This window comes from Loktanella gaetbuli, from assembly GCF_020531945.1.
Classification (GTDB): Bacteria; Pseudomonadota; Alphaproteobacteria; order Rhodobacterales; family Rhodobacteraceae; genus Loktanella; species Loktanella gaetbuli.
In genome coordinates, this window is sequence record NZ_JAJATZ010000002.1 from 215,716 (window position 1) to 239,842 (window position 24,127).

Genomic DNA, 24,127 nt, shown 5'->3' on the forward strand with positions numbered 1-24,127 from the left:
GGTGATCGATCAACTTGAGGACGTATAATGCGAAAAAGTGAAATCGATTTGATGGGATTTGAAAATGGACGGATCACTGGGTTTAAGCCGCGGTTTCACTCCATCGGTCATGATTGGGAACGATACACTGAAGCATTGGTAGAACTTGTCGATCGCGGTGTTGTGGCACATAAAAAAGGTCACTCGCTTTACGACCTCTATTGCCAAGACCTGAACGCATGGCTGACCGAGTTCTATTTCGAGGAAAAACGCTTTGACCAGATCGAAGCACATTACACCCATACAGGTGAGGTTGCTTTCGGCCCGATACTTGAAGAAGAACGAGCCGTTCTCGACCGGTTGCAGGCGCTGGGCGAAGGGGCGCGCGTGCGGCGGATTTGGCGCGCACATATGGGGCTCATCAAGAGGGAGTTTTGGTGGTATATCGGTGAAAGAAATGCGGGCTTCCGGATGGCCGAATATTATCAGGCCTCGGAGCAAAAACAGCGCCGCGATTACGAAAAACTGATCAATCGCATTCCAAAGATGAAGCAGGAGTTATTGGCTATAATGGCTGACTATCGCAAAACAGCAGAAATGACTGGCGCTAGCAAAACGGAACTGGCCCGCATCCACGCTGACATTGCAGCAATTGACGCTGAAGAAAGACCGCGTCCCAAAGGCAAACCCGATCCGCGGAAAATGGATGAAAATTTATTTTGGGACCTGATCGATGAAGGCCTGACTAGTCAGCCAATCGTCGAACGCATCGACACGCTGCCCGAAAGACTAGCCGCATTCAAAGCGACAGCAATTCGCGACTTCGAAAAGATCCGACGCAGCCTTGAGGCGCGCGCCTATCGATGGGACGTTTGGGCCTTAGCGTACCTCCTTCAAGGTGGATGTTCGGATGACGCCTTCGAGAACTTTCGTGGCTGGTTGGTCTTGCAAGGACGAGAAGTCTTTGAAGGTGCGATTGCGGACCCAGACAGCTTTGATGTTACCTTACATAGCGGCACGGCCAGTGGAATTAATGGATTGCGCGACGCGGCACCCGTGGCCTACGAAATGCGGCAGGGCAAAGCTATGAAGCCAGTGAAGATGCCTCTAATGGATGTATCCGGACCCGAGATTGCTGAAGACGATTTCGCGTCTGCTTTACCCCGCGTGGCGGCTCTTGTCGGTCGCTAATGCGTTCCTCCTCTGCCACTGTTCAAATACAGTCCAGCAATCCTGCTCACTGTCACAACGCAGAAAGCGGATTTTAGTAAGGCAGAGAAATATCCTCCTTAAAGCCGACATTGGTGCAATTGCAGCGAAATGGCGTTTTGTCCCACATTTTGAACCATGCCGTGTCCCGCGCTGATCGACTCGTCTGGGGCCAAGCTTGCGGCATTTCGGCCGTTTATGCGTGACCGGCAGGATGAACCGGGTCAGTCGATCCGGCAGATTGCAACGGCCAACACCCTTGGGCCGTCAACAACAATCTGAATTGTCAGTCCGCCTTGTCGGCCAAATGCAAAGGGGCCGCGTGGACGGATGTCCGTGCGGCCCCCCAAAGTAGATGAACCTGTATCAACCGACGTGGAACAGCGACGCGAACAGGCGCGGGTCCAGCGACGTGGCTTCGAACGTCGGACCACGTGTCAGCACCGATACAGCGTCATGGCTGTGCAGGCTTTCCTGGTGGCTCGCGACCACCCGGAAATCACCGATCCGCTGATCGGCCTCTAGCGCCTGCGTGAACAGTCGCGCGGCATCCTCGACGAAGATCGGATTGGCGGCGTTCAATTCGGCAAAGGCCTGTTCGTCCTCGCGTTTCACCATCACCTGTGTCTCTGTCGGCACGGCAGAGCGTGCCAGTTCCACCAGATCCTCGAACCACAGGATCGGGGTGTCGGGTGCGATCACGGCAGACAGACGCGCGACCGATCGCTGCGAATGCGGCGTGGCCAGCTGGCCACGGAACTGGCGGGCGTGTTCTGACAACTCCAGCGAACAGGGACAGGTGCTGGAATAGACGTAGTCCAGATGTACGATCTTTTGGCGCACACCATCGCGTTCGACGACTTCCAGCGCGATGTCGTAATACTGATAGCCCGACAGCCCCGACCGCAGGCTTTCGATCTTCATCGGAAAGGAGAACCGCATCTGGATGCGCGCATCAAAGCTTTCCAGGTCGGTGATGTAAGCATCCAGCGCCTTGATCATCACGTCAAAGCTAAACGTCTCTTCGGCATAGCCATAGAATGTCCGCATGATGCGGGACATGTTGATGCCCTTTTTCTCAGCCTCCAGCGACACGGTCCCGGTCACGCTGGTTTCCAGCGTCAGGTCGCCATTGTCGCGCGTGTGGAACCGGATCGGCAGTCGGAAATTGCTGATGCCGACGTGCTGGATCTGCGCCTTGGCCCCCCGGATCAGGCTGGACGGACCATTCTGCAAATCGGGCATGGACGCGCGATAGCTGTCGTCGACCGCGAAATCCTCGGGGTAGGCCCGTGCGAGTGCCGGATAATTCGACTGGACCGCACCGGGGACCAGGCGCGACAGCAGCGGATCGAGGTCCGCCACTTCCTCTGGTGCGGCGTCACCCGCCCAGCTGCGCAACAAGCGCAAGGCATCCTCGGCCTGTTCGCGGGTTGGGGTCATGGGTTCACGCATGTGCTTGTTCATATCGGGCCCTCCTTGGGACGACATCGGATGCCACTATATGGGGCGTCCTGAGATTATGAAAACAAAGCTAATGCATTTTTATAACCCGGCTATGTCGAGTGCCTGCGTCAGATCGTCCAGCAGATCGCCCGCGTCCTCGAGACCGACAGACAACCGGATCAATCCCGGCGTGATGCCCAGATGCGCCTTTTGGTCGGCGGGCAGGCGCTGGTGCGTCGTGGATGCAGGCGGCGTGGCGATGGATTTGGCATCGCCCAGATTGTTCGAGATCAGCCAGATTTTCAGGGCATTCAGCAGCTTGAAACTGGCCTCTTGTGACCCGGTATCTATGGCCAGCAATGTGCCGCCGCAGCCCATCTGCGCCATGCACAGGTCATGCTGCGGATGGCTGGCAAGGCCCGGATAGATCACGCGCGTCAGGCCGGGATGCCCTTCAAGACCGCGCGCGATGTGTTCGGCGCTGGCTGTCTGTGCGCGCACGCGCAGGTCCATGTGTTCCAGGCTCTTGACCAGCGTCCAGGCGGTAAAGGGCGACATCGAACCGCCGGTGTGTTTCATGTAGGTTTCGATCGGACCTCGGATGAATTCGCGCTGGCCCAGGATCACACCGCCCAGCGACCGGCCCTGCCCGTCGATGTGCTTTGTTGCCGAATAGATCACGACATCCGCGCCCAGTTCGAATGCACGCGAATAGACCGGCGTGGCAAAGACGTTGTCGACCATCACCATCGCCCCTTTGTCACGGGCGATCTGCGACACGGCGGCGATATCGACGGCCTCCAGCGCGGGGTTTGACAGGCTCTCGAAAAACACGATCGTGGTATCGTCGCGCACGGCGGCACGCCACTGATCCAGGTCGGCACCGTCCACGAATGTCACCTCGACTCCGAAACGCGGCAGAACAATTTCGAGCACATAGAGGCAGGACCCGAACAACGCGCGCGACGACACAACGTGATCGCCCGCCTTGAGCGTGGCCATCAGCGCACCCGACACGGCCGCCATGCCGGATGCACAGGCAAATGCGTCCTCGGCCCCTTCGATGGCGGCGATCCGGTCCTCGAACATCGCTGTGGTGGGGTTGCCGTAGCGGGCATAGATGAATTCATCATCGCCTGAGGCCTCGAACCGGGCCTGCGCGTCCTCGGCCGTGGGATAGACAAACCCCTGCGTCAGGAAAATCGCCTCGGACACTTCGCCGTATTGGCTGCGGCGTGTGCCTGCATGGACCGCCTTGGTCCGCTTGTTCCAGTTCGACATATCAGGCCCTTTCAAGGCAAAGAAAAACCCCGACACCACAGGTATCGGGGCAAACCCCTCACCCTTTTAGCGGAATGTTTAACGTGGTCCGCAATCCGGCATCAAATCACCACGCGCATCGCATACGCCCGACCGCCCCGTGGGTCAAGCAGGCGGCAGCGTTGCCTCGGGCCGCGTTTTCGCAAATAGTCAGTCGCGCGGCAGGCACGCCGCCGATTGCAGACAGGCTGGACCATGCCGGACCCCATCGACCTTTACTTCTGGCCAACCCCGAACGGGTGGAAGGCCTCTATCATGCTCGAGGAATGTGGCCTGCCCTACGTGACGCATCTGGTCGACATCGGCGCAGGCGACCAGCACGCGCCCGCGTTTCTGGCAATCAGCCCCAACAACCGCATCCCCGCGATCGTGGACCCTGACGGACCGGACGGTGCCCCGATTTCGATCTTCGAGTCGGGCGCGATCCTGCGCTACCTTGCGGACAAGGTCGGACGCCTGGCGGGCGAGACACCCCGCGACCGGGTTGCGGTGGACCAATGGCTGATGTGGCAGATGGGTGGCCTTGGCCCGATGGCAGGTCAGGCGCACCATTTCCTGAAATTCGCCCCGCGTGCAGGCCACGACATCCCCTATGCCCAGGACCGGTACCGGGCGGAAACCGGGCGCCTGTATGGCGTCATGGACCGGCAGTTGTCGCACACGGAATTCCTGGCCGGGGACCAGTACAGCATCGCGGATATCGCCTGCTGGGGCTGGGCGTCCCTGTGGCAAGGTCAGCAACAGACGCTGGATGACAAACCCCACCTTGCACGCTGGCTGGAAACGGTCAGCGCGCGTCCCGCCGTCCAGCGCGGCAGAGCCCTGCACGCGGAACTGCGGGGCTAACGCCGCCTTCATCATTTCGACCTAGCGTCTCTCTATAACCGTAGAGGGACCGCCATGACCCAGATTTACCGCCACCACCGTTATCCGACAGATTTTCCCACCATCGCAGGTACGGCCCACGGCAGGTCCAGTGCCCAGATCACGGACATCAATCAGGCAGGCGCACGCCTGCGTGGCCTGATCAACGTCCAGCGTGGCGACCAGATCATGCTGGAGGTGCTGCATCAGCGGATCAGCGCCCAGATCAGGTGGGTCCGGGGCGACATCTGCGGCATACGTTTCACGCAGACCATGGCAACGGCCATCGTCGATACCGTCAGACAATCACCCTCGCGCATTACAGGTTGGCGGCATGTCTCGTCACATCTGCACGAAATGCGCTAGGCGTCGGTTTCCTCGGCATCCTTGTCCTGCTGGATCATGTAGGGTTCCAGCCCCATGATCTGCCAGACCATGAACACCATCATAAGGGCCGGAAAACCAAAGGTTTCGACCTTGACCCAGACATCGGTCGACTGCGTGCGCCACAGGATTTCGTTGAACACCGCGAGAAAGATGAAAAACGCCGTGATCCGCCGGGTCAGCAGCATCCAGCCTGCAGTCCGCATCGGGATCAGTTCGCCCATTACCCATTCCAGATAGGACCGCCCCCGCAACAGCCCGAACCCAAGGATGGCCGCGAGGAATGTATAGACGATGGTGGTCTTCATCTTGAAAAACCGTTCGTCGTTGAAATAGCCCGTCAACCCGCCGAAAAAGATCACCATGACAGCGGTGAATACCTGCATCCGGCTCAACTTGCCGGTCAGCGCCCACAGGATCGCCATTGCGACCAACATGATCGGCACAAACAGCAGGGTCGCCACGATGAACCCCGAGTAGGCTGTGCCGCCTATGTCAAAGGTGCGTTCATCCAACCGCTGGTAGATGATGAAAAACGCCAGTGTCGGTCCCAGTTCCAGCACCTGTTTCAGCACCGGATTGATCTTGCGTTCACTCATTGACTTGCCTTCCTTGCGGCCTGCATCACGGTCGGTCCAACCCGACCAATGCTGCGGCAAAATCCTCTGGATCGAACGGTGCCAGGTCGTCGATCTGTTCGCCCACGCCGATGGCGTGGATCGGCAGGCCAAACTTGTCCGCCAGCGCCACCAGCACGCCGCCCTTGGCCGTGCCGTCCAGTTTCGTCATCACGAGGCCCGACACATCGGCCAGTTCCTGAAACACCTTGACCTGTTGCAGCGCATTCTGACCGGTGGTCGCATCCAGCACCAGCAGGGTGTTATGCGGCGCATCGGGGTCTTTCTTGCGGATCACGCGCACGATCTTGGACAGTTCTTCCATCAGGTCGGCCCGGTTCTGCAACCGCCCCGCCGTGTCGATCATCAACAGATCAGCGCCGTCCGCCTGCGCCTTGGTCATCGCGTCAAAGGCCAGTGACGCGGGGTCTGACCCCTCTGGCGCGGTCAGTACCGGCACGCCGGCCCGGTCGCCCCATACCTGAAGCTGCTCGACCGCCGCGGCACGAAACGTGTCGCCCGCCGCGATCACGACCGATTTGCCCGCCGCCTTGAACTGGCTCGCCAGCTTGCCGATCGTTGTGGTCTTGCCCGACCCGTTCACGCCGACCACCAGCACCACCTGCGGGCGATGCGCATACAGCGGCATCGGTCGCGCGACGGGGTCCATGATCCGCGTCACCTCGTCCGCCAGCAGCTGTTTGATTTCCGACACGGACAGTTTTCGGCCCAAGCGTCCCTCGGCCATGTTGGCGGTGACGCGCAGTGCGGTATCAACCCCCATATCGGCGGCAATCAGCAGCTCTTCCAGCTGTTCGACCATGTCGTCATCCAGCGTGCGACGCACCACCGGGGCCGCGTCCTTTCCCTTGAACAACCCGCCAAGGATGCCGGGCTGGCTGGCAGAGGCAGGAGGCTGGGGCGCGGGGTCATCCATGACCGGCGCGGGCGGCGTTTGCGGGTCCGGGCGCACATGCGGTTCAGGCGCAGGCACCGGTGCATCCGGCTCTGCAGCACCTCCCTCTGACACGATGGCATCCAGTCCCTCGTCCAGTTTTGACGACGACCGGAACATCTTGTCCTTGAGTTTCTTGAAAAATGCCATCGGGTCCGCCTTGATCAGTTGCACCCTAGCTAGTCTCTCGCGCAGTCAAAGAAAAGAGAGCGACGCTTGACCGGGCCACCTGCACTGGCTCTAACCTGTGGCATGTTGCGTATTGTCCTGTTTCTGATCGCCCTCGCGGGGCCTGCGGCCGCCCAGTCAGAACCGGGCACGATGTGCAGCAGCGGCAAATGGGGGAACGTCCAATGCATCCGACCAGCGCATTTTGCCCACGACACTTGTCAGGCCATCGCGCATTTCGCCGATGAAAACGCACTGCCACCGGGGTTCTTCGCGCGCCTGATCTGGCAAGAAAGCCGCTTTGACCCCAACGCACTCTCGCCGGCCAACGCCCGTGGCATCGCGCAGTTCATCGACAGCACGGCACAGCTACGCGGTATGCGTGACAGCCTGAACCCGGCGCTGGCACTCGAACATGCCGCACGCTATCTGGGCGAGATGACCCGGACCTACGGCAATGTCGGCCTGGCTGCCGTCGGGTACAACGGTGGCGAACGCCGCGCCGAGGGCTTGATCGCGCAAACCGCAGGACTGATGCCCGAGACCGTGGACTATGTGCAGATCATCACAGGTCACGCCGCCGAAACCTGGCGTGACGCACCGCCAGCCGACCCTGATTTCAGGCTACAGGGCGACATGCCGTTCCAGCAGGCCTGCGTCGTTTTGGCCCGCGACCGCATCATGACCCGCTATCCGCCACCGGAACCCCGGTTTGCGCCATGGGGGGCGCAACTGGCTTTTGGCCGGACCAAAGCAGAGGCAACACGCGCCTACAGCCGCCGCGCCGGCGATTGCGGGTTCGACAGGGGCGGCCGCGCATTGGACCTTGTTTTCGTGCGCAATCGCGTCTCGGGGCGTCAGGGCTACTACATGGCACGGGTTGCCGCACAATCGTCAGCTGACGCAAACGGGGTTTGCCAGACGGCGCGTGCCAGCGGTTGCAGCTGTGCCGTCTACAGCAACTAGACCTCGTCCGGAAAGAACTTGATCGTGGACCGAATGGCATTCGGGGCCGCCTGACCCAGCCCGCAGATCGAGGCATCGACCATGACCTGGCTCAGGTCCTCCAGCAAATCCTGATCCCAGCGATCGGCCTGCATCAGTTTCACCGCCTTTTCGCATCCGACCCGGCAGGGTGTGCATTGCCCGCAGGATTCGTCGGCAAAAAAGGCCAGCATGTTCAGCGCCGCCGCGCGCGCGCTGTCCTGATCGGACAGGACCACGACCGCAGCCGATCCGATAAACGTGCCGTAGGGGGCCAGGGTGTCGAAATCCAGCGGCACGTCATCGATCCGTGCGGGCAGCAATCCCGATGACGGTCCGCCCGGTTGATACGCCATGAACCGGTGACCTGCGCACATGCCCCCTGCCGCGGCGATGACATCGGTGATCGTAGATCCGGCAGGCAGCAGGTAGACACCCGGCACCCTGACACGGCCCGAAACCGAATAGTTCCGCAACCCGCGGCGACCGTTCTTTTCCACCGCCGACAAGACCTGCGGCCCTTCGCGGCAGACGCGCGCGACCCAGATCAGCGTTTCGACATTATGCACCAGCGTCGGGCGATCAAATATGCCACGCTGCGCGACATAAGGCGGCCTGTGACGCGGAATGCCACGCTTGCCTTCGATGCTCTCGATCATGGCAGATTCCTCGCCACAGATGTAACTGCCCGCCCCGCGCCGCAGATCGACATAGCCCGGCGCGATGATCCCCGCCTGTTCCAGACGCGCCAGTTCATCCCGCAGGATCGCGATGGCGGCGGGGTATTCGTCACGCATGTAAAGATAGATGCGATCCGCCGCGACCGCCCAGGCCGCGATCAACATCCCCTCGAGGAACAGATGCGGCGTGCGTTCCAGATACCAGCGGTCCTTGAATGTGCCGGGTTCACCCTCGTCCCCGTTGACGGCCATGTAGCGCGGTCCGGCCTCGGCCCGCACAAAACCCCACTTCTTGCCGGACGGAAAGCCGGCACCACCAAGGCCGCGCAAACCCGATTCTGCGACCTGCGCCTGAACCGCCTCCCAGTCACCGTCCGACCGCAGGGTCCGCAAGGTGTCATAGCCGCCTGCGTCCTGATACGCCTCCAGCCCCTCATATGCGGGTATTTCGGCGTGGGTATGACCTGCATCGATCGCCGCGCGCACCTTGGTCACGGTCGCGTTGTCGATCGCATGATGCCCCAGATGCAGTGCGGGTGCAGTGTCGCAGCGCCCCATGCAAGGCGCACGCACCACGCGCACACGGTCCGCCGGCAGATCGTCGATCAGCGCCTGTTTCAGCGCCTGCGCCCCCGCTAGTTCGCACGATAGCGACTCGCAGATGCGGATCGTCAGCGCGGGCGGCGGTGTCTCACCCTCCTTCACCACATCAAAATGCGCGTAGAAGGTTGCGACTTCGTAAACTTCGGTCTGGGACAGTCGCATTTCCTCGGCCAGCGCGCGCAGATGGGCCGCAGACAGACAACCGTAGGCATCCTGAACAAGGTGCAGATATTCGATCAACATGTCGCGCTGGCGGGCCCGGTCGCCCAGCAGATCGCGGATCTGATCCCAGGCCAGATCGTCCAGCTGCCGACCCTTGGGCGTGCGCCGCCCCTTGCCCTTGCCGGATTTCCAGACACCCTTGTCCTGATCAAGTGCCATGCTGTCTCTCCCGTGCGCGTTTCCTCGGGAACCTAACCTGCACCCGACCTGTTGCAACATGCAAAAGCGACGGATCATCGGCATCCCGCGCAGCGACGTGGTGTCATGCGGCAATCTGGGCCGCGACAGCGCCCTGCGCCCCATGTTACGTCTTGACCCAGGAAACCCGGACAAAATGATGCCTGCACTTGCGCTCTTCTCATTTGCGACACTGATTCCGCTGCCACTGCTGTTGGCCGGGGCGTTTTGGGGCGGGGTCTGGGTCTGGCTGGCCCTGTTTTACATCAGCGTGTTCACCTACCTGATGGACCAACTGGTCCGCATCGTGCCTGCCGCAGCGCAGGATCGCGAATTTCCGGCAGCCGACCCGCTCAGCATCGTGCTTGCCCTTGCGCATTTCGTCCTTTTGGGCCTCGCCGTCTGGTCCATCGGCACTGGTCAGATCGGACTGTGGCAGTCCATCGGCCTGATCATCGCCACCGGACTCTATGTTGGGCAGGTCAGCAATTCGAATGCACATGAATTGATCCACAAGGGAGCCCGCCCCCTGAACATGCTGGGCCGCTGGATCTATATCTCGCAACTCTACGGCCACCATACATCCGCCCATGTGCTGATCCATCACCGACTGGTCGCGACCCCCGATGACCCCGCCACCGCACGCCTTGGCGAAGGCTATTGGTCCTATGTGCCACGCGCCTGGTTGGATGCCTTTCGCAAGGGATATCGCGCGGAAAAGGCGCGGCTGGACCGCGTGGGCCGCGGTCTGTGGCACAACCCTTATGTGACCTACGTCGCAGGCGGTCTGGGGTTCTGTGTCGCCGCAGCCCTGCTGGGCGGACCGCTGGGCCTGCTGACCTATTTCATCATCGTTGTCTATGCGCAGGGACAGCTTATGTTGTCGGACTACGTCCAGCACTACGGCCTGACCAGACGCATCATCAACGGCAAGCCAGAACCGGTCGGCCCCCAGCACAGCTGGGACGCACCGCAGTGGTTTTCCAGCGCGCTGATGCTGAACGCACCGCGCCATGCGGACCACCACGCCCATCCCGCCCGTCCGTTCCCGGAACTTCAGCTTCATGCGGATGCGCCCAGATTGCCCCGCAGCCTGCCCGCAATGGCAAGCCTTGCGCTGTTTCCGCCGCTATGGCGCCGCGTGATGGACCGCCGCGTCGCCCGCCTGGCCGCATGAGAACCGCCGCAGCCCTCTTGTGCGTGCTGACAGCACCCGCGCTGGCCGATCCCATGACAGGCCCCGAATTCGACGCATATGCCACCGGCCGAACCCTTTCCTTTGCAGCCCCCGACGGCACGGTATTCGGCATCGAGAAATATCTGCCGGACCAGCGCGTGCGCTGGTCAGCGGCCCCCGGCATGTGCGTTGACGGCAGCTGGTTCGCATCTGGCGGTGCCATCTGTTTCGTCTACGACGGCGACCCGATCCCGAAATGCTGGGATGTCACACTGACTGAAACAGGCCTGCGCGCGGTCTCTGCGCAATTCGGCACCGTGCTGGTCGAGGCGCAGGAAACCACGCTGTCCTGTCCCGGCCCGGATCTGCTGTCCTAGACAAGCATGCCTTGCGGATCGTCACCGACCACCATCCGTCCGTCCGCGAATTCGATCTCGATCTCACGGGCCTTGGCCGCCGCCTGCGTGCTGGTCACCACCGCACCGTCTCCTCGGACCACGGCATAGCCCCGGCGCAGGGTCTCCTTGTAACCCACCGACTCGCGCACGCGATCCAGCGCATCCAGGCGGGCGCGTCGCCGTTCCAGATCGCGTCCTGCCCGGTCCGACAAACGCCCCAGGGCATGCACCAGACGATCCTGTGCCCGCCCCATGTCCGGTGCGGCCAATCGGGCGGCCAGCGCATCTAGCCTGCGCCGCTGTTCCGCCACGCCGCGCGCCAGCAGGGCAGGCCGCAGGGCCGCATCGGCCAGTTGCACCCGCTTCTTGTTCGCCGCAGCCCGCAGCGCACCGGGCAATCGCTCGCCCAGATAATCCAGCCGTTGTCGCGGCCCCTGCAACAGCGCTTCGGGTTGTGGCAATCCACGCCCCAGATCGCGCAGACGCTGATCGCGCTGCACAAGCCCAGTGCTGACGGCCCGGCTGATCCGCGCGCCCATCTGGTCCAGTCCGGCCTTCAGCTCCATGCGCACGGGCACCGCGATTTCCGCCGCCGCCGTCGGCGTGGGCGCACGTCGGTCCGATACATAGTCGATCAAGGTGGTGTCGGTCTCGTGCCCCACGGCGCTGATCAGCGGAATGGCACTGTCGGCCGCAGCGCGCGCGACGATTTCCTCGTTGAACCCCCACAGATCCTCGATTGACCCGCCACCGCGGGCCACGATGATCAGATCAGGCCGGGGCAAGGCACCGCCCGGCGTCAGCGCATTGAACCCCCTGATCGCCTGCGCGACCTCGGGGGCGCATTTCGCACCCTGCACGGCGACGGGCCAGACCAGGACCTTGCGCGGGAACCGATCCCGCAGGCGGTGCAGGATGTCGCGGATCACCGCACCACTGGGCGAGGTCACGACACCGATGATCTCTGGCAGAAACGGCAAGGCCTGCTTGCGCGCGGGGTCGAACAGCCCCTCGGCCTGCAAGGCTGCCTTACGCTTTTCCAGCATCGCCATCAGCGCGCCGGCACCCGCAGGCGTCATGTCCTCGATGAGGATCTGGTATTTCGACTGGCCGGGAAATGTCGTCAGCTTGCCCGTGGCGATGACCTCCATCCCCTCTTCGGGCTGCTGGACCAGCGCATTGGCCCGCCCTTTCCAGATGATACCCGACAGCACCGACCGATCATCCTTGAGGTCCAGATAGACATGGCCCGACCGTGGTCGGGACACACGCCCGACCTCCCCGCGCACGCGCACGTGCCCGAATTCGCCCTCGATCGTCTTTTTGACCGCGCCCGAAATATCGGACACCGTGAATTCGGGCGTATTGCCACCGGGGCCGTCGTCTTCGAACAGATCCATCGTTGCTGCCTTGTGATCGTGTGACCCACACCCTAAAACGCGCAGCATCAAAGGCCAAGCGGGGGCGCGCAATGAACATTCTGATCCTGGGCAGTGGTGGGCGTGAACACAGCCTCGCATGGGCCATCAAACAGAATCCGAAATGCGACCGCCTGATCGTGGCCCCCGGCAACGCAGGCGTAGCGCAGCTTGCCGAATGCGCGGCACTCGACATTCTCGATGGTCCAGCCGTTGCGACATTTGCCGCCGAACAATCCATCGACTTCATCGTGATCGGTCCAGAGGCGCCGCTGGCAGCCGGCGTGGCGGACGATCTGCGCGCCGCCGGATTTGCAGTTTTCGGACCATCCGCCGCTGCAGCCCGCCTCGAATCGTCCAAATCCTTTACAAAAGCGATCTGCGATGCCTGCAACGCACCCACCGCATCCTACGCGCATTTCACACACGCCGACGACGCCAAGGACTACGTCCGCACCCGACCCGCACCGATCGTCATCAAGGCGGATGGCCTCGCCGCGGGCAAAGGTGTTGTCGTCGCCGAGACCACACAACAGGCACTTGCCGCCATCGACGACATGATGGGCGGCCAGTTCGGTGACGCAGGCGCCGAGGTGGTGGTCGAGGATTTCCTGACCGGCGAAGAGGCCTCATTCTTTGTTCTCGTGGACGGGACGACAGTGCTGCCGATCGGCACCGCACAGGACCACAAACGCGCCTTTGACGGTGACACCGGACCCAATACCGGCGGCATGGGGGCCTATTCTCCTGCACCCGTGATGACCGAGGCCGTCACGCAAAAGGCACTGGACGAAATCGTGCGCCCGACCATGCGGGAAATGGCCCAGCGCGGCACGCCGTTCAACGGGGTGCTCTTTGTCGGTCTGATGATCGACGCAGGCCAACCCAGCCTCGTCGAATTCAATGTCCGCTTCGGCGACCCGGAATGTCAGGGGCTGATGATGCGCCTGGGTGGCCAGGTCCTCGACCTGCTCCAGGCCTGCGCCGAAGGCCGCCTGGATACGCAGCAGGTCCATTGGGCCGACGATCATGCCCTCAGCGTCGTCATGGCGGCAAATGGCTATCCCGGCGACTATGAAAAGGGCAGCGTGATCGCAGCCCTCGACTCCTTACCAGAGGACAGCTTTCACATGGCCTTTCATGCAGGGACGGCCCGACGTGACGGGCAGACGATTGCCACCGGTGGACGCGTTCTGGCCCTCACGGCACGCGGCGACACGTTGCAACAGGCCCGCGACCGCGCCTACGCCATGGTCGATGCGGTCGACTGGCCGCAGGGGTTTTGCCGCCGCGACATCGGCTGGCGCGCGCTCTGAACCGCCGCCTTTGATCCAGGCACCTGCCCGCGCATCATCTTGCCGGAAATACTCCCGCCGGAGGCACCTGCCCCTGCAACCGGCACGACGCCCAGCGACAATGTAATGCCCGCGCAAGCGCCCGGCGATTTTCGCAGAAAATCGCGCCAGACATGGAAAAGGCCGCGTCCTCCCAAACGCGGCCTTCCCCCTCCCCCGGTGTGACGGGCTGTTACGCCGCGCGCCCCACCAGAACCGATCCGATCTCTTCTGCGGCAGCCTTTTCGTCGTTGCCGGCGACAACCGCGATCTCGCGCGTCAGTCGCTCCAGTGCAGCCTCATAAAGCTGCCGTTCGGAATAGCTTTGCTCGCGCTGATCATCCGCACGATGCAGATCACGCACCACTTCGGCAATAGCGATCAGGTCGCCCGAGTTGATTTTTTGCTCGTACTCCTGGGCGCGCCGTGACCACATCGCCTTCTTGACCTTGGCCTTGCCGCGCAGGGTCTTCATCGCGTTGCTGACAACCTCTGGCGTGGACAGCGGACGCATGCCCACTTCCGTCGCCTTATGGGTTGGCACGCGCAGCGTCATCTTGTCCTTTTCAAAGGCGATGACGAACAGTTCCAACTCGAATCCCGCAACTTCCTGCGTCTCGACGTTCACGATCTTGCCGACGCCATGCGCCGGGTAGACGACGAAATCGTTAGGCTGGAAATCTTTCTTCTTCTTGCTCATGGCAGTCCTTTCCATGACCCGACGCAAACATCCCCGTCGGAAATTCCGGCGGGGCCATGCAGATAAAATGTCGGATCAAAACAGTAGCATTGGCGTGACCATACCATAAAAAAGGCCCCAGCGAAAGCGGGGCCTTTTGGACGATTATTCCCATGAAAACATGGGGTCGCCATGCGAATCAGTCGCGAATCATCCGCCTTCGCCGGCAGCCTCGGAAAACAGTTCCATCTTGCCGTCCTTGCCGTCCATCTCCTCGGCACCCGGCAGCGGGTCCTTCTTGGTGATGATGACCGGCCACAGTTCGGAATACTTGCGGTTGAACTCGACCCACTTTTCCATGTCCGGCTCGGTATCGGGGCGGATGGCGTCGGCGGGGCATTCGGGTTCGCAGACACCGCAGTCGATGCATTCATCGGGATGGATCACCAGCATGTTCTCGCCCTCATAGAAACAATCGACAGGGCACACCTCGACGCAGTCGGTGTATTTGCAGGCAATGCAGTTGTCATTGACGATATAGGTCATGCGGTATCACTCAGAATTTGCTTGGCAACTCACTAGGACAGACGGTTTGGTCATTCAAGCGGGAATGGCCCCTTGGTCGTCATGTCGCGGCGGTCCTTGCCGGTCGGGCGCCCCTTGCCTTCGTATTTCGGGGCGGGCGGACGGGCAACACGTTCGGGCGACATGTCGTCGTACAGCGCCTGCGCCTCTGGTGCCGGACCGCGCCTGACACCGCAGCCCAGGATTTTCACGACCCGGACCGCATCACCTTGCACGAAGGTCAGTACGTTTCCGGGGCCCACGTTGCGGGCTGGTTTCGACACGGGCGTGCCGTCGACCCGCACCTTGCCGCCCGACACGATCCCGGCGGCCAGGCTGCGCGATTTGAAAAACCGCGCATGCCATAGCCATTTATCAAGCCGGATCGTATCGCCGGGCGCGCTCACTCAGGCTTGAACCCCGAAAGTGCTGCAGCAAAGGGATTGTCCGGGTCGATCTTCTTTTCCGGACGCTTGGGCTTTGCAGCAAAACTCTGCGGCTTTTCGCTTGGTGGTTTGCCCTTGCCTTTCGGCTTGCCCCGACCCTTGCCGGCCGGTTTGTCGTCGCGCGGCCTGTCGCCTGCCGGCTTACCCTGCTGACGGGCCGCACGCCCACCCCAGGTAAAGGTGTAAAAAGCTTCCATTTCCGGCGCTGCGGGTTCTGCGGGTTCTGCCGTCTCGACGATGCCGGTCGCGGCGTCACCGATCGCATCGCCCTGTGGCGCGGCATCCGTTTCAGCAGCCTCGCCTTCTGTCACATCGGGGGTCGCATCCTTTGCAGGCTCTTCAGCCTTTGGTGCCTTGACCTTGGCGCGCTCACCGGGTTCCGCCTTGTAACCCAGACCCGTCATCAGATTGGCAAACTGCACCAGCGTCATGCCGGTGATCGACAGCATGTCGGCGGTGGCCTCGAACCCGCCGCGCGAATCGCGGTCGCGCAGCATGTCGGCCAGCCGTTCCAGCATGTCGATGCGGATCGCGCGTTCGCCCGCAGCGCGGTAACCCGCCATCGTGTAATAGCCCTGCGGCACACCCGCAGCCGCAGGCACGGTCACCAGACCCGGTGGCGGGCTTTCGGGGAATTCCGACAGATCGTTGTGCAGCGCCCACAGCACCAGACGCAGACGCGTCGGCGCGGGTTTCAGCAGCAGCGGCATGAAAATCGTGAATTGCCCGAACCGGATGCCATGCTTGCGCAACGCGCCGCGCGCGTCCTGATCCAGCGCCTTGACCTCGTCGGCGACCTCACCACGGGTGATGATCCCGAAATGTTCGACCAGACGGTAGGCAAATCCCTTGGCCGCACCAGTCAGCGCCGCGTCATTCGCCAGCGTCAGCAGCGGTTCCATTGCCGCAGCCACCTTGCGGTCGATGAAATGCTGCAACCGGCGCTGCACCTTGGCGGCCACGTCCGGACCGGCCTCGTCGTCAACAAATACTGTGACCGACGGTTTCAGCGGATCCGACCCCTTGGACAGCTTGCCCACGGCCTGATCGCCCCACATCAACCCACCCTGTTCGGTGAAATCGATCTCGGTGTCGGGTGCGTTGTAAAACCGGTCGGCACGCAGATGAAACTGCGGCGCAAGGGCGGCCACACTGGCCTGCCGCAGGGTTTTCGCCTCGTCGGGCGACCCTGCCTTGTCCATGCGAAACCGAAAGCCTTCCAGCTTGCCGATGAATTCGCCCTCTACCGTCACTTCGCCCTGGTCGTTCACGTCAGCCACAAGGCTCTCCTTTTGTTTGAGCCGGCGCAGCAAGACACTGGTGCGCCGGTCCACAAATCTTTGCGTCAGCGCGCCATGCAGCGCATCCGACAGTCGGTCTTCTACAGCGCGGGTTGCATCGCGCCAATGGTTTTCATCCCGCAGCCAACCCTTGCGTTGCGCCACATAGGTCCATGTGCGGATATACGCCAGCCGTTTGGACAGCGTGTCGATATCTCCGTCATCCCGGTCGATCCGCGCAACCTGTAGCGCGAACCAGTTCTCGTCCACATGTCCGCTTTGATGCAGGTCGGTGAAAATCCGCGTCAGCAGGCTGGCATGTTCACCGCGACTGATCCCGCGAAAATCGGGAATCCGGCAGACATCCCACAGCAACCGCACGGACGGGCCGTCGTGCGCGCGCGCCGTGATCAGGCTGTCCTCGCTCAGCGCACGCAACGCCGCCAGGTCGTCGCTTTCGCGGACGCGGGTCAGCCAATCGTCCTGGGTATGTTTTTCCAGCGTTTGCAGCAGCCGCTTGACCGACCCGAATTGCAGGTCACTGTTGCGCCACATCAGCTTTTTGACAGGCTGGAACCGATGCGTCGTGATCTGCTCGATCGTGCCGTCATCCAGTTCTGACGCCTCGCCCGTCACCCCGAATGTGCCGCTGGCCGTATGACGCCCGGCACGCCCGGCAATCTGCGCCAGCTCCTCTGGCCGCAATTCCCGCATCCGTGTGCCATCGAATTTCGACGTCGCGGAAAAGGCCACGTGTTTGACGTCCAGGTTCAGCCCCATCCCGATGGCATCGGTCGCCACCAGGTAATCGACATCACCGTTTTGATACATCTCGACCTGCGCGTTGCGGGTCCGGGGCGACAGCGCGCCCATGACGACGGCAGCGCCTCCCTTTTGGCGGCGCAGCAGTTCGGCAATCGCATAGACATTTTCAACCGAAAACCCGACGATGGCCGACCGTGCAGGCATCCGGCTTAGCTTTTTCGAACCTGTGTGGGTCAGCGTGCTGAACCGCTCTCGGTGAATGAATTCGACGCCGGGCACCAGCGCGTTGATCGCACCCCGGATCGTTTCCGCCCCCATGAACAGGGTTTCCTTCAGCCCGCGCGCATGCAGCAGACGGTCGGTAAAGATGTGGCCCCGTTCGGGATCTGCACAGAGCTGGATTTCATCGACGGCCAGAAAATCGCAGCCCATGCCCGTGGGCATCGCCTCGACCGTGCAGACCCAATAGGCCGCGCGCGGCGGCACGATGCGCTCCTCGCCCGTGACCAGCGCCACGACTCCCGGCCCGCGCGCGCGCACCAGCCTGTCGTAGACCTCGCGCGCCAGCAGACGCAGCGGCAGACCGATCACACCCGTCCGGTGCCCCAGCATCCGGTCAATCGCGAGATGCGTCTTGCCGGTGTTCGTCGGCCCCAAAACGGCCGTGATACGTGAGGGTTGCATGATCGTCCCCGCAGGGGCGGCGCGTCACAGCGACGTGCCATCCAGTTCGACTGACAGACGGTCAATGGCCATGTCGACCCCGTCGATATGCGGGGCAATGTCACGGATTCGCTGATAGACCTCAAGCGCCTCTTGCGGACGGTCCAATTGTTGCAAGATCACCGCCAGCCCGCGCATTGCGTTGAAATGCCGCGGGTTCAGTTCCAGCGCAGTCCGCAGATCATCCAGCGCCAGTCCGATCTGTTCCTGCGCATAGAACGCCGAGGCCCGCAGGCTGTAACCCTGGGCAAAATCGGGGGCATGGTCGATCAACGCACTCAGGTGATCGACGGCCAGCGCAGGGTTGCCATCCGCCAGCGCATCCTCGCCCCGACGCAACAACAGATCCATGGCAGGCGACCCGCTGCGCGACCATTGCGTCTCGATCTGTCCGCGAATGCCCTCCGCCTCGGACGGGTCGGCCTGTGCCAACCGGTCGAACAATGAATCAAGCTCGGCCGTCTGGGCCGCGGCAACACCGCACCACAAGAGTGTCGCAACGACAGAGTTGAAGAAGAGATGATGTATCGACATACCGTCACTGTAGTTTAAAACCAGCCCGATACCAGTGGGCGCAGGCATCCAGCCCCCAAACCGAGGACACATTCCCATGAGCGATATCGTCTCTGCCGCCGTCACCCAGTTGAACGCCAAGATGGATGGCGAATCCTTTGACGGCACCGCCAAGTTCGTGATCGAGGGCGAAGGTGCCCTGATGATCGCAGGCACCGATGTCACCGCCTGCGCCGACGACGCAGAGGCCGACGTGACGCTGACCGCCAGCCGCGACACCTTCGAGGGCATCATGACCGGCGACGAAAACCCCACGGCGGCCTTCATGACCGGCAAACTGACCATCGACGGCGACATGGGCAAGGCCATGGCGCTGGCCGGGGTGATTTCCTGATCCGATGAGATACGCGCCGCTCCATTCCGATCTTGCCGACGGCCCGGACGCCGGGGCGGCGCATTGGCTGAAAACCACCGACAACAAACAGATTCGCGTGGGCCACTGGGTGAGCGACGCGGATCGCGGCACCGTGCTGCTGTTTCCGGGCCGCACGGAATACATCGAAAAATACGGTCGCGCCGCGCGCGACCTGCGTGACCGCGGCTATGCCACGTTGGTGGTGGACTGGCGCGGTCAGGGGTTGGCGGACCGGCTGACCCCCCATCGCGCCACAGGTCACGTCGACCTGTTTTCCGACTATCAAAAGGACGTGGCCGCCATGCTGACCCATGCGCGCGACCTCGGCCTACCCAAACCGTTCTATCTGATCGCACATTCCATGGGGGGTGCAATCGGACTGCGCGCCCTGATCGAAGGGCTGCCCGTGCGCGCCGCGATGTTCAGTGCGCCGATGTGGGGCATCCAGATGAAACCCACGCTGCGCCCGTTCGCCTGGGGGCTGTCGTCGCTGTCACGCAAGATGAATTTCGACACGGCCATGGCACCGGGCCAAAAGGTCGAGAATTATATCGAACGCATGGCCTTCGAGGCGAACGAACTGACGTCCGACCGCGAGATGTTCGACTACATGCTCAACCAGATCAGCGCTGAACCCGACCTGTCGCTGGGCGGTCCTTCCTTGCGCTGGCTGAACGAGGCGCTGGCCGAATGCCGCAACCTTGCGCGGCTGACCTCACCACGCACCCCCTGCGTGACCTTCCTCGGGACCGCCGAAACCATCGTCGATGCGCACCGTATCCGCGCGCGCATGGCCAAATGGCCCGGCGGCACGCTGGACATCATCGAGGCCGGCAAGCACGAGGTCATGATGGAGGACGCGGACACCCGCGCGCGCGTGTTCGACACCGCCTGCACGCTGTTCGACGCCAACACCTGACGCAGGCTCTGCGGCAATGCCGCCCGCGCCGCATCATCTTGCCCCAAATACTCCCGCCGGAGGCACCCGCCCTCACAGGCCCGCGTGTCCGCCGGTCAGGATAAAATCCGGCTGCTATCTCGTCACCCGGACATGCGGCCCTAACTGATCGCCATGGCTGACGTACTGACCTTTACCGACCGGGGCATCTATTGCCCGGCGGGTGATTTCTACATCGATCCGTGGCGACCCGTGGACCGGGCGCTGATCACGCATGGCCACGCGGATCATTCGCGCTGGGGCATGCGCTCTTATCTCGCGACCGAGGCGGCGGCACCCGTCATCCGCCACCGTCTGGGCGACATCACGCTCGATACCATCCGCTACGGCGAAACGCGCCAGATCGGCAGTGCGACCGTGTCATTCCATCCCGCAGGCCATGTGCCCGGCTCTGCGCAGATCCGGGTCGCGGTCGGCGGTCAGGTCTGGGTCGCCTCGGGGGATTATAAAACCGTGGCCGACGGGCTGTCCGAACCGTTTGAACCCGTCCAATGCCACGCGTTTATCACGGAATGCACCTTTGGCCTGCCCGTGTTCAAATGGACAGCCGAGGATGTGCTGGCCCGCCAGATGAACGACTGGTGGGCCGCCAATGCCGCCGCCGGACGCACATCCATCCTTGGGGCCTATGCCTTGGGCAAGGCGCAGCGCCTGCTAACATCGGTGGACGCGCAGATCGGGCCGATCCTGACCCACGGTGCGGTCGAAAACACCAACGCCGTGCTGCGTGCCCAGGGGATCAACCTGCCCGATACGATCCGCGTGACACCCGATCTGAAAATCGCCGACCACCCCGGCGCCCTCGTCATCGCCACGCCTAGCGCCATGGGCGGCACATGGGGCCGTCGTTTCGGCCCGTCCTCCAGCGCCTTTGCCTCGGGCTGGATGGCGTTGCGCGGGGTGCGCCGCAGACGCGCCGGCGACCGCGGCTTTATCGTCTCCGACCATGCCGATTGGGCCGGCCTGAATGCCGCGATCAAGGAAACCGGTGCCACACGCATCTTCACCACCCATGGCTACACCTCCGCGTTCCAGAAATACCTGTCCGAACAGGGCTATGACGCCCATGTCGTCAGCACCGAATATGAGGGCGAAAGCCTAGATGGTGGCGACGAACCGGTGGTCGAGGACGCATGAAGGACTTTGCCGCCCTCTTTACCCGCGTGGACGAGACGACCAAGACCACGGTCAAGGTCGCGGCCCTTGCCGATTATTTTCGCACAGCCCCGGATGACGACAAACTCTGGACCATCGCATTGTTTTCAGGCCGCCGTCCCAAACGCCTGATCACCGCCGCGCGCCTGCGCGAATGGGCCGCCGAACGCGCAAACCTGCCCCTGTGGCTGTTCGAGGAATCCTATTCCATCGTCGGCGATCTGGCCGAAACCATCGCGCTGATCCTGCCCGACCCGTCCAGCACCGCCGACCATAGCCTGACCCATTGGATCAACGAACTCGCCCGCCTGTCCAGCTTGGACGATGACGCCCGCAAGGCCGGTATCCTTGCCGCTTGGGACAGCCTGCCCACAACCCAGCGGTTCTTGTTCACCAAACTGCTGACGGGTGGTTTCCGCATCGGGGTCAGCCAGAAACTGATGACCCGCGCCCTGGCACAGGCCACGGGTCAGGACGAGGCGGAACTGACCCACAAGCTGATGGGCAACTGGACGCCGCAAACCACCACATGGCACAACCTGATCGAGGCGCACGATCCCACCGCCGATCTGTCGCGCCCCTACCCGTTCTACCTCGCCTACGGGCTCGAGGATCTGGACGACCTCGGTCCCGCAACCGACTGGAACGCGGAATGGAAATGGGACGGCATCCGGGGGCAATTCATCGTCCGCGCGGGCGACCATCACCTGTGGTCGCGCGGCGAGGATCTGATGACCGACCGTTTTCCCGAACTCGCCCAGCTCAAGGATTATCTGCCCGACGGCACCGTCATCGACGGCGAGGTGCTGGCCTTTCGTAACGAGGCCCCCCTGTCGTTCAACGCCCTGCAATCGCGCATCGGTCGCAAGACTGTCCCGAAAAAGCTGCTGACCGAGGCCCCCGTGATCCTGATGGCCTATGACCTGCTCGAGGACGCAGGCACCGACATCCGGGCGCAGCCCTTTGCCGACCGCCGCGCACGGCTGGCGCAGATCGTTGATGCCGTGCCGGACAGCGCGCCGCTGCGCCTGTCGCCAGCCGTCGATTTCGCCGACTGGACGACGCTGACCGCCCTGCGCGAAACCTCCCGCGACCGCAACGCCGAAGGCTTTATGCTCAAACGTCTGGACAGCCCTTATCTGTCAGGCCGCAAGAAAGGCGACTGGTGGAAATGGAAGGTCGACCCCCTGACCATCGACGCCGTGATGATCTACGCGCAGGCCGGATCGGGCCGCCGCGCAAATCTGTTCACGGATTACACTTTTGCGGTTTGGCAAGGAAATGATCTGGTTCCGTTCACCAAGGCGTATTCCGGCCTAACCGACGCAGAGTTTCGGCAGATCACCGCTTGGGTACGGAAAAACACGCTTCAAAAATTCGGGCCGGTCCGGCAGGTAAAGCCCGAACACGTGTTCGAACTGGCGTTCGAGGGCATTCAGGCCAGCCCGCGTCACAAATCCGGCGTGGCGCTGCGATTCCCCCGGATGCTGCGCTGGCGGCACGACAAACCCACGTCCGAGGCGAACACCCTCGACGATTTGAAAGAGATGCTGGACACCTACGGATGATGCATGCGTAAATTTTTGATCCGCGTGGTGGGAACGGTCCTGTTCGCGCTGTGCGCAGCCACGTTTCTGCCGTTGCTGACATTCGATACATGGTGGATCCGCTTTCTGGATTTCCCGCGCCTGCAATTCCTCGCCGGTCTGTTGATCAGCCTGGCCCTGTTCGTGACACTGCGCCGCGCGCAACCATCCCGGGGCACGATCCTGACGCTCGCCGGAATCGCAGCCATCGGCCTCCAGGTCGCAAAGCTATGGCCCTATCAGCCCCTGGCCTCGAAAATGGTGGCCAGCGTGCTGCGTTGCGACGCCGACGACCGCCTGCGCGTGCTGGTGACCAACGTGCAGGTGTCAAATCGCAACGACGAAAGCGTGCTGGATATGGTGCGAAGTCAGGCCCCCGATGTTCTGGTGGTGCTGGAAACCTCGCCTTGGTGGGACAACGCGCTGGCACCACTGGATGATCAGTTCGACCATATCATGCGCGAACAGCCCGAGTCCGCCTACTACGGGATGCAAATCTACAGCCGCCACCCGTTTTCACAAGCAAACATGACCTACCCGATGGGCGTCGATACCCCCATGTTCGACGGACAGATTGTGCACCCGACCATGCCGGTCCACCTGCTGGGCGTGCACCCGCGCCCGCCGCACCAGACCAACGGCGGCCAGCCCTCTACCATGCGCGATGCAACCATCCTGCACGCCGCGATGCGCGCGCGCGAAACCAGCGCCGTCAGCGTGATCGCCGGCGATTTCAACCTCGCCCCGTGGGAAGATACCGCGCAGCGCGCCTTGCGGATCGGTGGCCTGCTGGACCCGCGTGCAGGACGCGGCCCAATGAACAGCTACATGGCTGACAGCGACCTGATGCGCTGGCCACTGGATCAGGTGCTGTGGCAAGCTGGCCCTGGCCTGCTGGATATGACCGTGCTGCCATCCGTCGGATCAGACCATCACCCGGTGCGCGTCGATCTGTGCCTGTCACCGCTGGTGGACGCGCGCACCATCCCGCTGCAGGACGGCGATCTGGCCGCCGCACAGGACACATTCGACGCCGCCCGCGCCATCGCAAGCCCCGCCGATTAGGCCCCGGTGGGTTGAGTGCACCCGCCCGCAGTCCTATGTCTGT

General features: G+C 62.5%; 23 protein-coding genes and 1 riboswitch. Of the genes, 12 read left to right on the top strand and 11 right to left on the bottom strand.

What is annotated here, in order from left to right:
- Window positions 1-27: 27 nt before the first annotated feature.
- The gene (locus LGQ03_RS04610) at window positions 28-1,170 is read left to right on the top strand and encodes a DUF4240 domain-containing protein (protein ID WP_226747440.1); all 1,143 of its coding nucleotides are present in this window, start codon (window positions 28-30) and stop codon (window positions 1,168-1,170) included.
- Window positions 1,171-1,554: 384 nt separating this feature from the next.
- Here the strand turns inward: LGQ03_RS04610 and folE2 are convergent, their stop codons facing one another.
- Together folE2 and metZ are read right to left on the bottom strand one after the other, a co-directional pair.
- Window positions 1,555-2,679 carry a GTP cyclohydrolase FolE2 gene (gene folE2, locus LGQ03_RS04615; protein ID WP_404807458.1) on the bottom strand — a complete coding sequence of 375 codons (1,125 nt, stop codon included), beginning with the start codon at window positions 2,677-2,679 and terminating at the stop codon, window positions 1,555-1,557.
- Between the two features lie 54 nt (window positions 2,680-2,733).
- Window positions 2,734-3,915 (bottom strand): O-succinylhomoserine sulfhydrylase, encoded by a 1,182-nt coding sequence (metZ, locus tag LGQ03_RS04620; protein ID WP_226747442.1) that lies wholly within the window; start codon window positions 3,913-3,915, stop codon window positions 2,734-2,736.
- A gap of 45 nt (window positions 3,916-3,960) precedes the next feature.
- Window positions 3,961-4,038: riboswitch (SAM riboswitch) on the bottom strand.
- A gap of 111 nt (window positions 4,039-4,149) precedes the next feature.
- On the opposite strand from metZ, the gene LGQ03_RS04625 reads away from it, so the two are divergent.
- A complete protein-coding gene (locus LGQ03_RS04625) occupies window positions 4,150-4,800 on the top strand; it encodes a glutathione S-transferase N-terminal domain-containing protein (protein WP_226747443.1) in 651 nt (216 codons plus the stop codon).
- Between the two features lie 54 nt (window positions 4,801-4,854).
- Entirely contained in the window at window positions 4,855-5,184 is a 330-nt protein-coding gene (locus LGQ03_RS04630; RefSeq protein ID WP_090160159.1) for a PilZ domain-containing protein, read from the top strand.
- Here the strand turns inward: LGQ03_RS04630 and LGQ03_RS04635 are convergent.
- Both LGQ03_RS04635 and ftsY read right to left on the bottom strand, forming a co-directional pair.
- Window positions 5,181-5,801: an inner membrane-spanning protein YciB gene (locus LGQ03_RS04635; protein ID WP_090160457.1), complete on the bottom strand. Its 621-nt coding sequence runs from the start codon at window positions 5,799-5,801 to the stop codon at window positions 5,181-5,183. The two genes, LGQ03_RS04630 and LGQ03_RS04635, sit on opposite strands and share 4 nt — an antisense overlap.
- A 25-nt stretch (window positions 5,802-5,826) precedes the next feature.
- Window positions 5,827-6,924, bottom strand: coding sequence for a signal recognition particle-docking protein FtsY (ftsY, locus tag LGQ03_RS04640; RefSeq protein ID WP_226747444.1), 1,098 nt, complete (start codon window positions 6,922-6,924; stop codon window positions 5,827-5,829).
- Between the two features lie 102 nt (window positions 6,925-7,026).
- Here ftsY and LGQ03_RS04645 point away from each other — a divergent pair, with 102 nt between their 5' ends.
- Window positions 7,027-7,908: a lytic transglycosylase domain-containing protein gene (locus tag LGQ03_RS04645; protein WP_226747445.1), complete on the top strand. Its 882-nt coding sequence runs from the start codon at window positions 7,027-7,029 to the stop codon at window positions 7,906-7,908.
- Here the strand turns inward: LGQ03_RS04645 and LGQ03_RS04650 are convergent.
- Complete coding sequence (locus LGQ03_RS04650) at window positions 7,905-9,590, bottom strand: NAD(P)H-dependent oxidoreductase subunit E (RefSeq protein WP_226747446.1); 1,686 nt, start codon at window positions 9,588-9,590, stop codon at window positions 7,905-7,907. The genes LGQ03_RS04645 and LGQ03_RS04650 overlap by 4 nt on opposite strands.
- A 58-nt stretch (window positions 9,591-9,648) precedes the next feature.
- Between LGQ03_RS04650 and LGQ03_RS04655 the strand changes: the two genes are divergently transcribed.
- Together LGQ03_RS04655 and LGQ03_RS04660 are read left to right on the top strand one after the other, a co-directional pair.
- Window positions 9,649-10,785 carry an alkane 1-monooxygenase gene (locus tag LGQ03_RS04655; RefSeq protein ID WP_319004450.1) on the top strand — a complete coding sequence of 379 codons (1,137 nt, stop codon included), beginning with the start codon at window positions 9,649-9,651 and terminating at the stop codon, window positions 10,783-10,785.
- Window positions 10,782-11,162, top strand: a complete 381-nt coding sequence (locus LGQ03_RS04660) for a hypothetical protein (RefSeq protein WP_226747447.1) — start codon at window positions 10,782-10,784, stop codon at window positions 11,160-11,162. Before LGQ03_RS04655 ends, LGQ03_RS04660 begins: the two co-directional genes overlap by 4 nt.
- Here LGQ03_RS04660 and xseA read toward each other — a convergent pair.
- Entirely contained in the window at window positions 11,159-12,583 is a 1,425-nt protein-coding gene (xseA, locus tag LGQ03_RS04665) for an exodeoxyribonuclease VII large subunit (RefSeq protein ID WP_226747448.1), read from the bottom strand. The two genes, LGQ03_RS04660 and xseA, sit on opposite strands and share 4 nt — an antisense overlap.
- A gap of 71 nt (window positions 12,584-12,654) precedes the next feature.
- On the opposite strand from xseA, the gene purD reads away from it, so the two are divergent.
- A complete protein-coding gene (gene purD / locus LGQ03_RS04670) occupies window positions 12,655-13,917 on the top strand; it encodes a phosphoribosylamine--glycine ligase (protein ID WP_226747449.1) in 1,263 nt (420 codons plus the stop codon).
- Between the two features lie 211 nt (window positions 13,918-14,128).
- Here the strand turns inward: purD and LGQ03_RS04675 are convergent, their stop codons facing one another.
- The 5 genes from LGQ03_RS04675 to LGQ03_RS04695 form a co-directional block, all read right to left on the bottom strand.
- A complete protein-coding gene (locus LGQ03_RS04675; protein ID WP_056034090.1) occupies window positions 14,129-14,635 on the bottom strand; it encodes a CarD family transcriptional regulator in 507 nt (168 codons plus the stop codon).
- Window positions 14,636-14,824: 189 nt separating this feature from the next.
- Window positions 14,825-15,160, bottom strand: a complete 336-nt coding sequence (gene fdxA, locus LGQ03_RS04680) for a ferredoxin FdxA (protein WP_056034093.1) — start codon at window positions 15,158-15,160, stop codon at window positions 14,825-14,827.
- A gap of 50 nt (window positions 15,161-15,210) precedes the next feature.
- A complete protein-coding gene (locus LGQ03_RS04685; protein ID WP_226747450.1) occupies window positions 15,211-15,585 on the bottom strand; it encodes an RNA-binding S4 domain-containing protein in 375 nt (124 codons plus the stop codon).
- Window positions 15,582-18,353 (bottom strand): helicase-related protein, encoded by a 2,772-nt coding sequence (locus LGQ03_RS04690; RefSeq protein WP_226747451.1) that lies wholly within the window; start codon window positions 18,351-18,353, stop codon window positions 15,582-15,584. The genes LGQ03_RS04685 and LGQ03_RS04690 overlap by 4 nt, the downstream gene beginning before the upstream one ends.
- A gap of 24 nt (window positions 18,354-18,377) precedes the next feature.
- A complete protein-coding gene (locus LGQ03_RS04695; protein WP_226747452.1) occupies window positions 18,378-18,926 on the bottom strand; it encodes a tetratricopeptide repeat protein in 549 nt (182 codons plus the stop codon).
- Between the two features lie 76 nt (window positions 18,927-19,002).
- On the opposite strand from LGQ03_RS04695, the gene LGQ03_RS04700 reads away from it, so the two are divergent.
- From LGQ03_RS04700 to LGQ03_RS04720, 5 genes are all read left to right on the top strand, one after another.
- Window positions 19,003-19,299 (top strand): SCP2 sterol-binding domain-containing protein, encoded by a 297-nt coding sequence (locus LGQ03_RS04700; RefSeq protein ID WP_056034103.1) that lies wholly within the window; start codon window positions 19,003-19,005, stop codon window positions 19,297-19,299.
- Between the two features lie 4 nt (window positions 19,300-19,303).
- A complete protein-coding gene (locus tag LGQ03_RS04705) occupies window positions 19,304-20,239 on the top strand; it encodes an alpha/beta fold hydrolase (RefSeq protein WP_226747453.1) in 936 nt (311 codons plus the stop codon).
- 153 nt (window positions 20,240-20,392) lie between these two features.
- Window positions 20,393-21,415: a ligase-associated DNA damage response exonuclease gene (locus LGQ03_RS04710; protein WP_226747454.1), complete on the top strand. Its 1,023-nt coding sequence runs from the start codon at window positions 20,393-20,395 to the stop codon at window positions 21,413-21,415.
- A complete protein-coding gene (locus LGQ03_RS04715) occupies window positions 21,412-23,001 on the top strand; it encodes an ATP-dependent DNA ligase (RefSeq protein ID WP_226747455.1) in 1,590 nt (529 codons plus the stop codon). Before LGQ03_RS04710 ends, LGQ03_RS04715 begins: the two co-directional genes overlap by 4 nt.
- A gap of 3 nt (window positions 23,002-23,004) precedes the next feature.
- The gene (locus LGQ03_RS04720) at window positions 23,005-24,084 is read left to right on the top strand and encodes an endonuclease/exonuclease/phosphatase family protein (protein ID WP_226747456.1); all 1,080 of its coding nucleotides are present in this window, start codon (window positions 23,005-23,007) and stop codon (window positions 24,082-24,084) included.
- Window positions 24,085-24,127 lie beyond the last annotated feature (43 nt).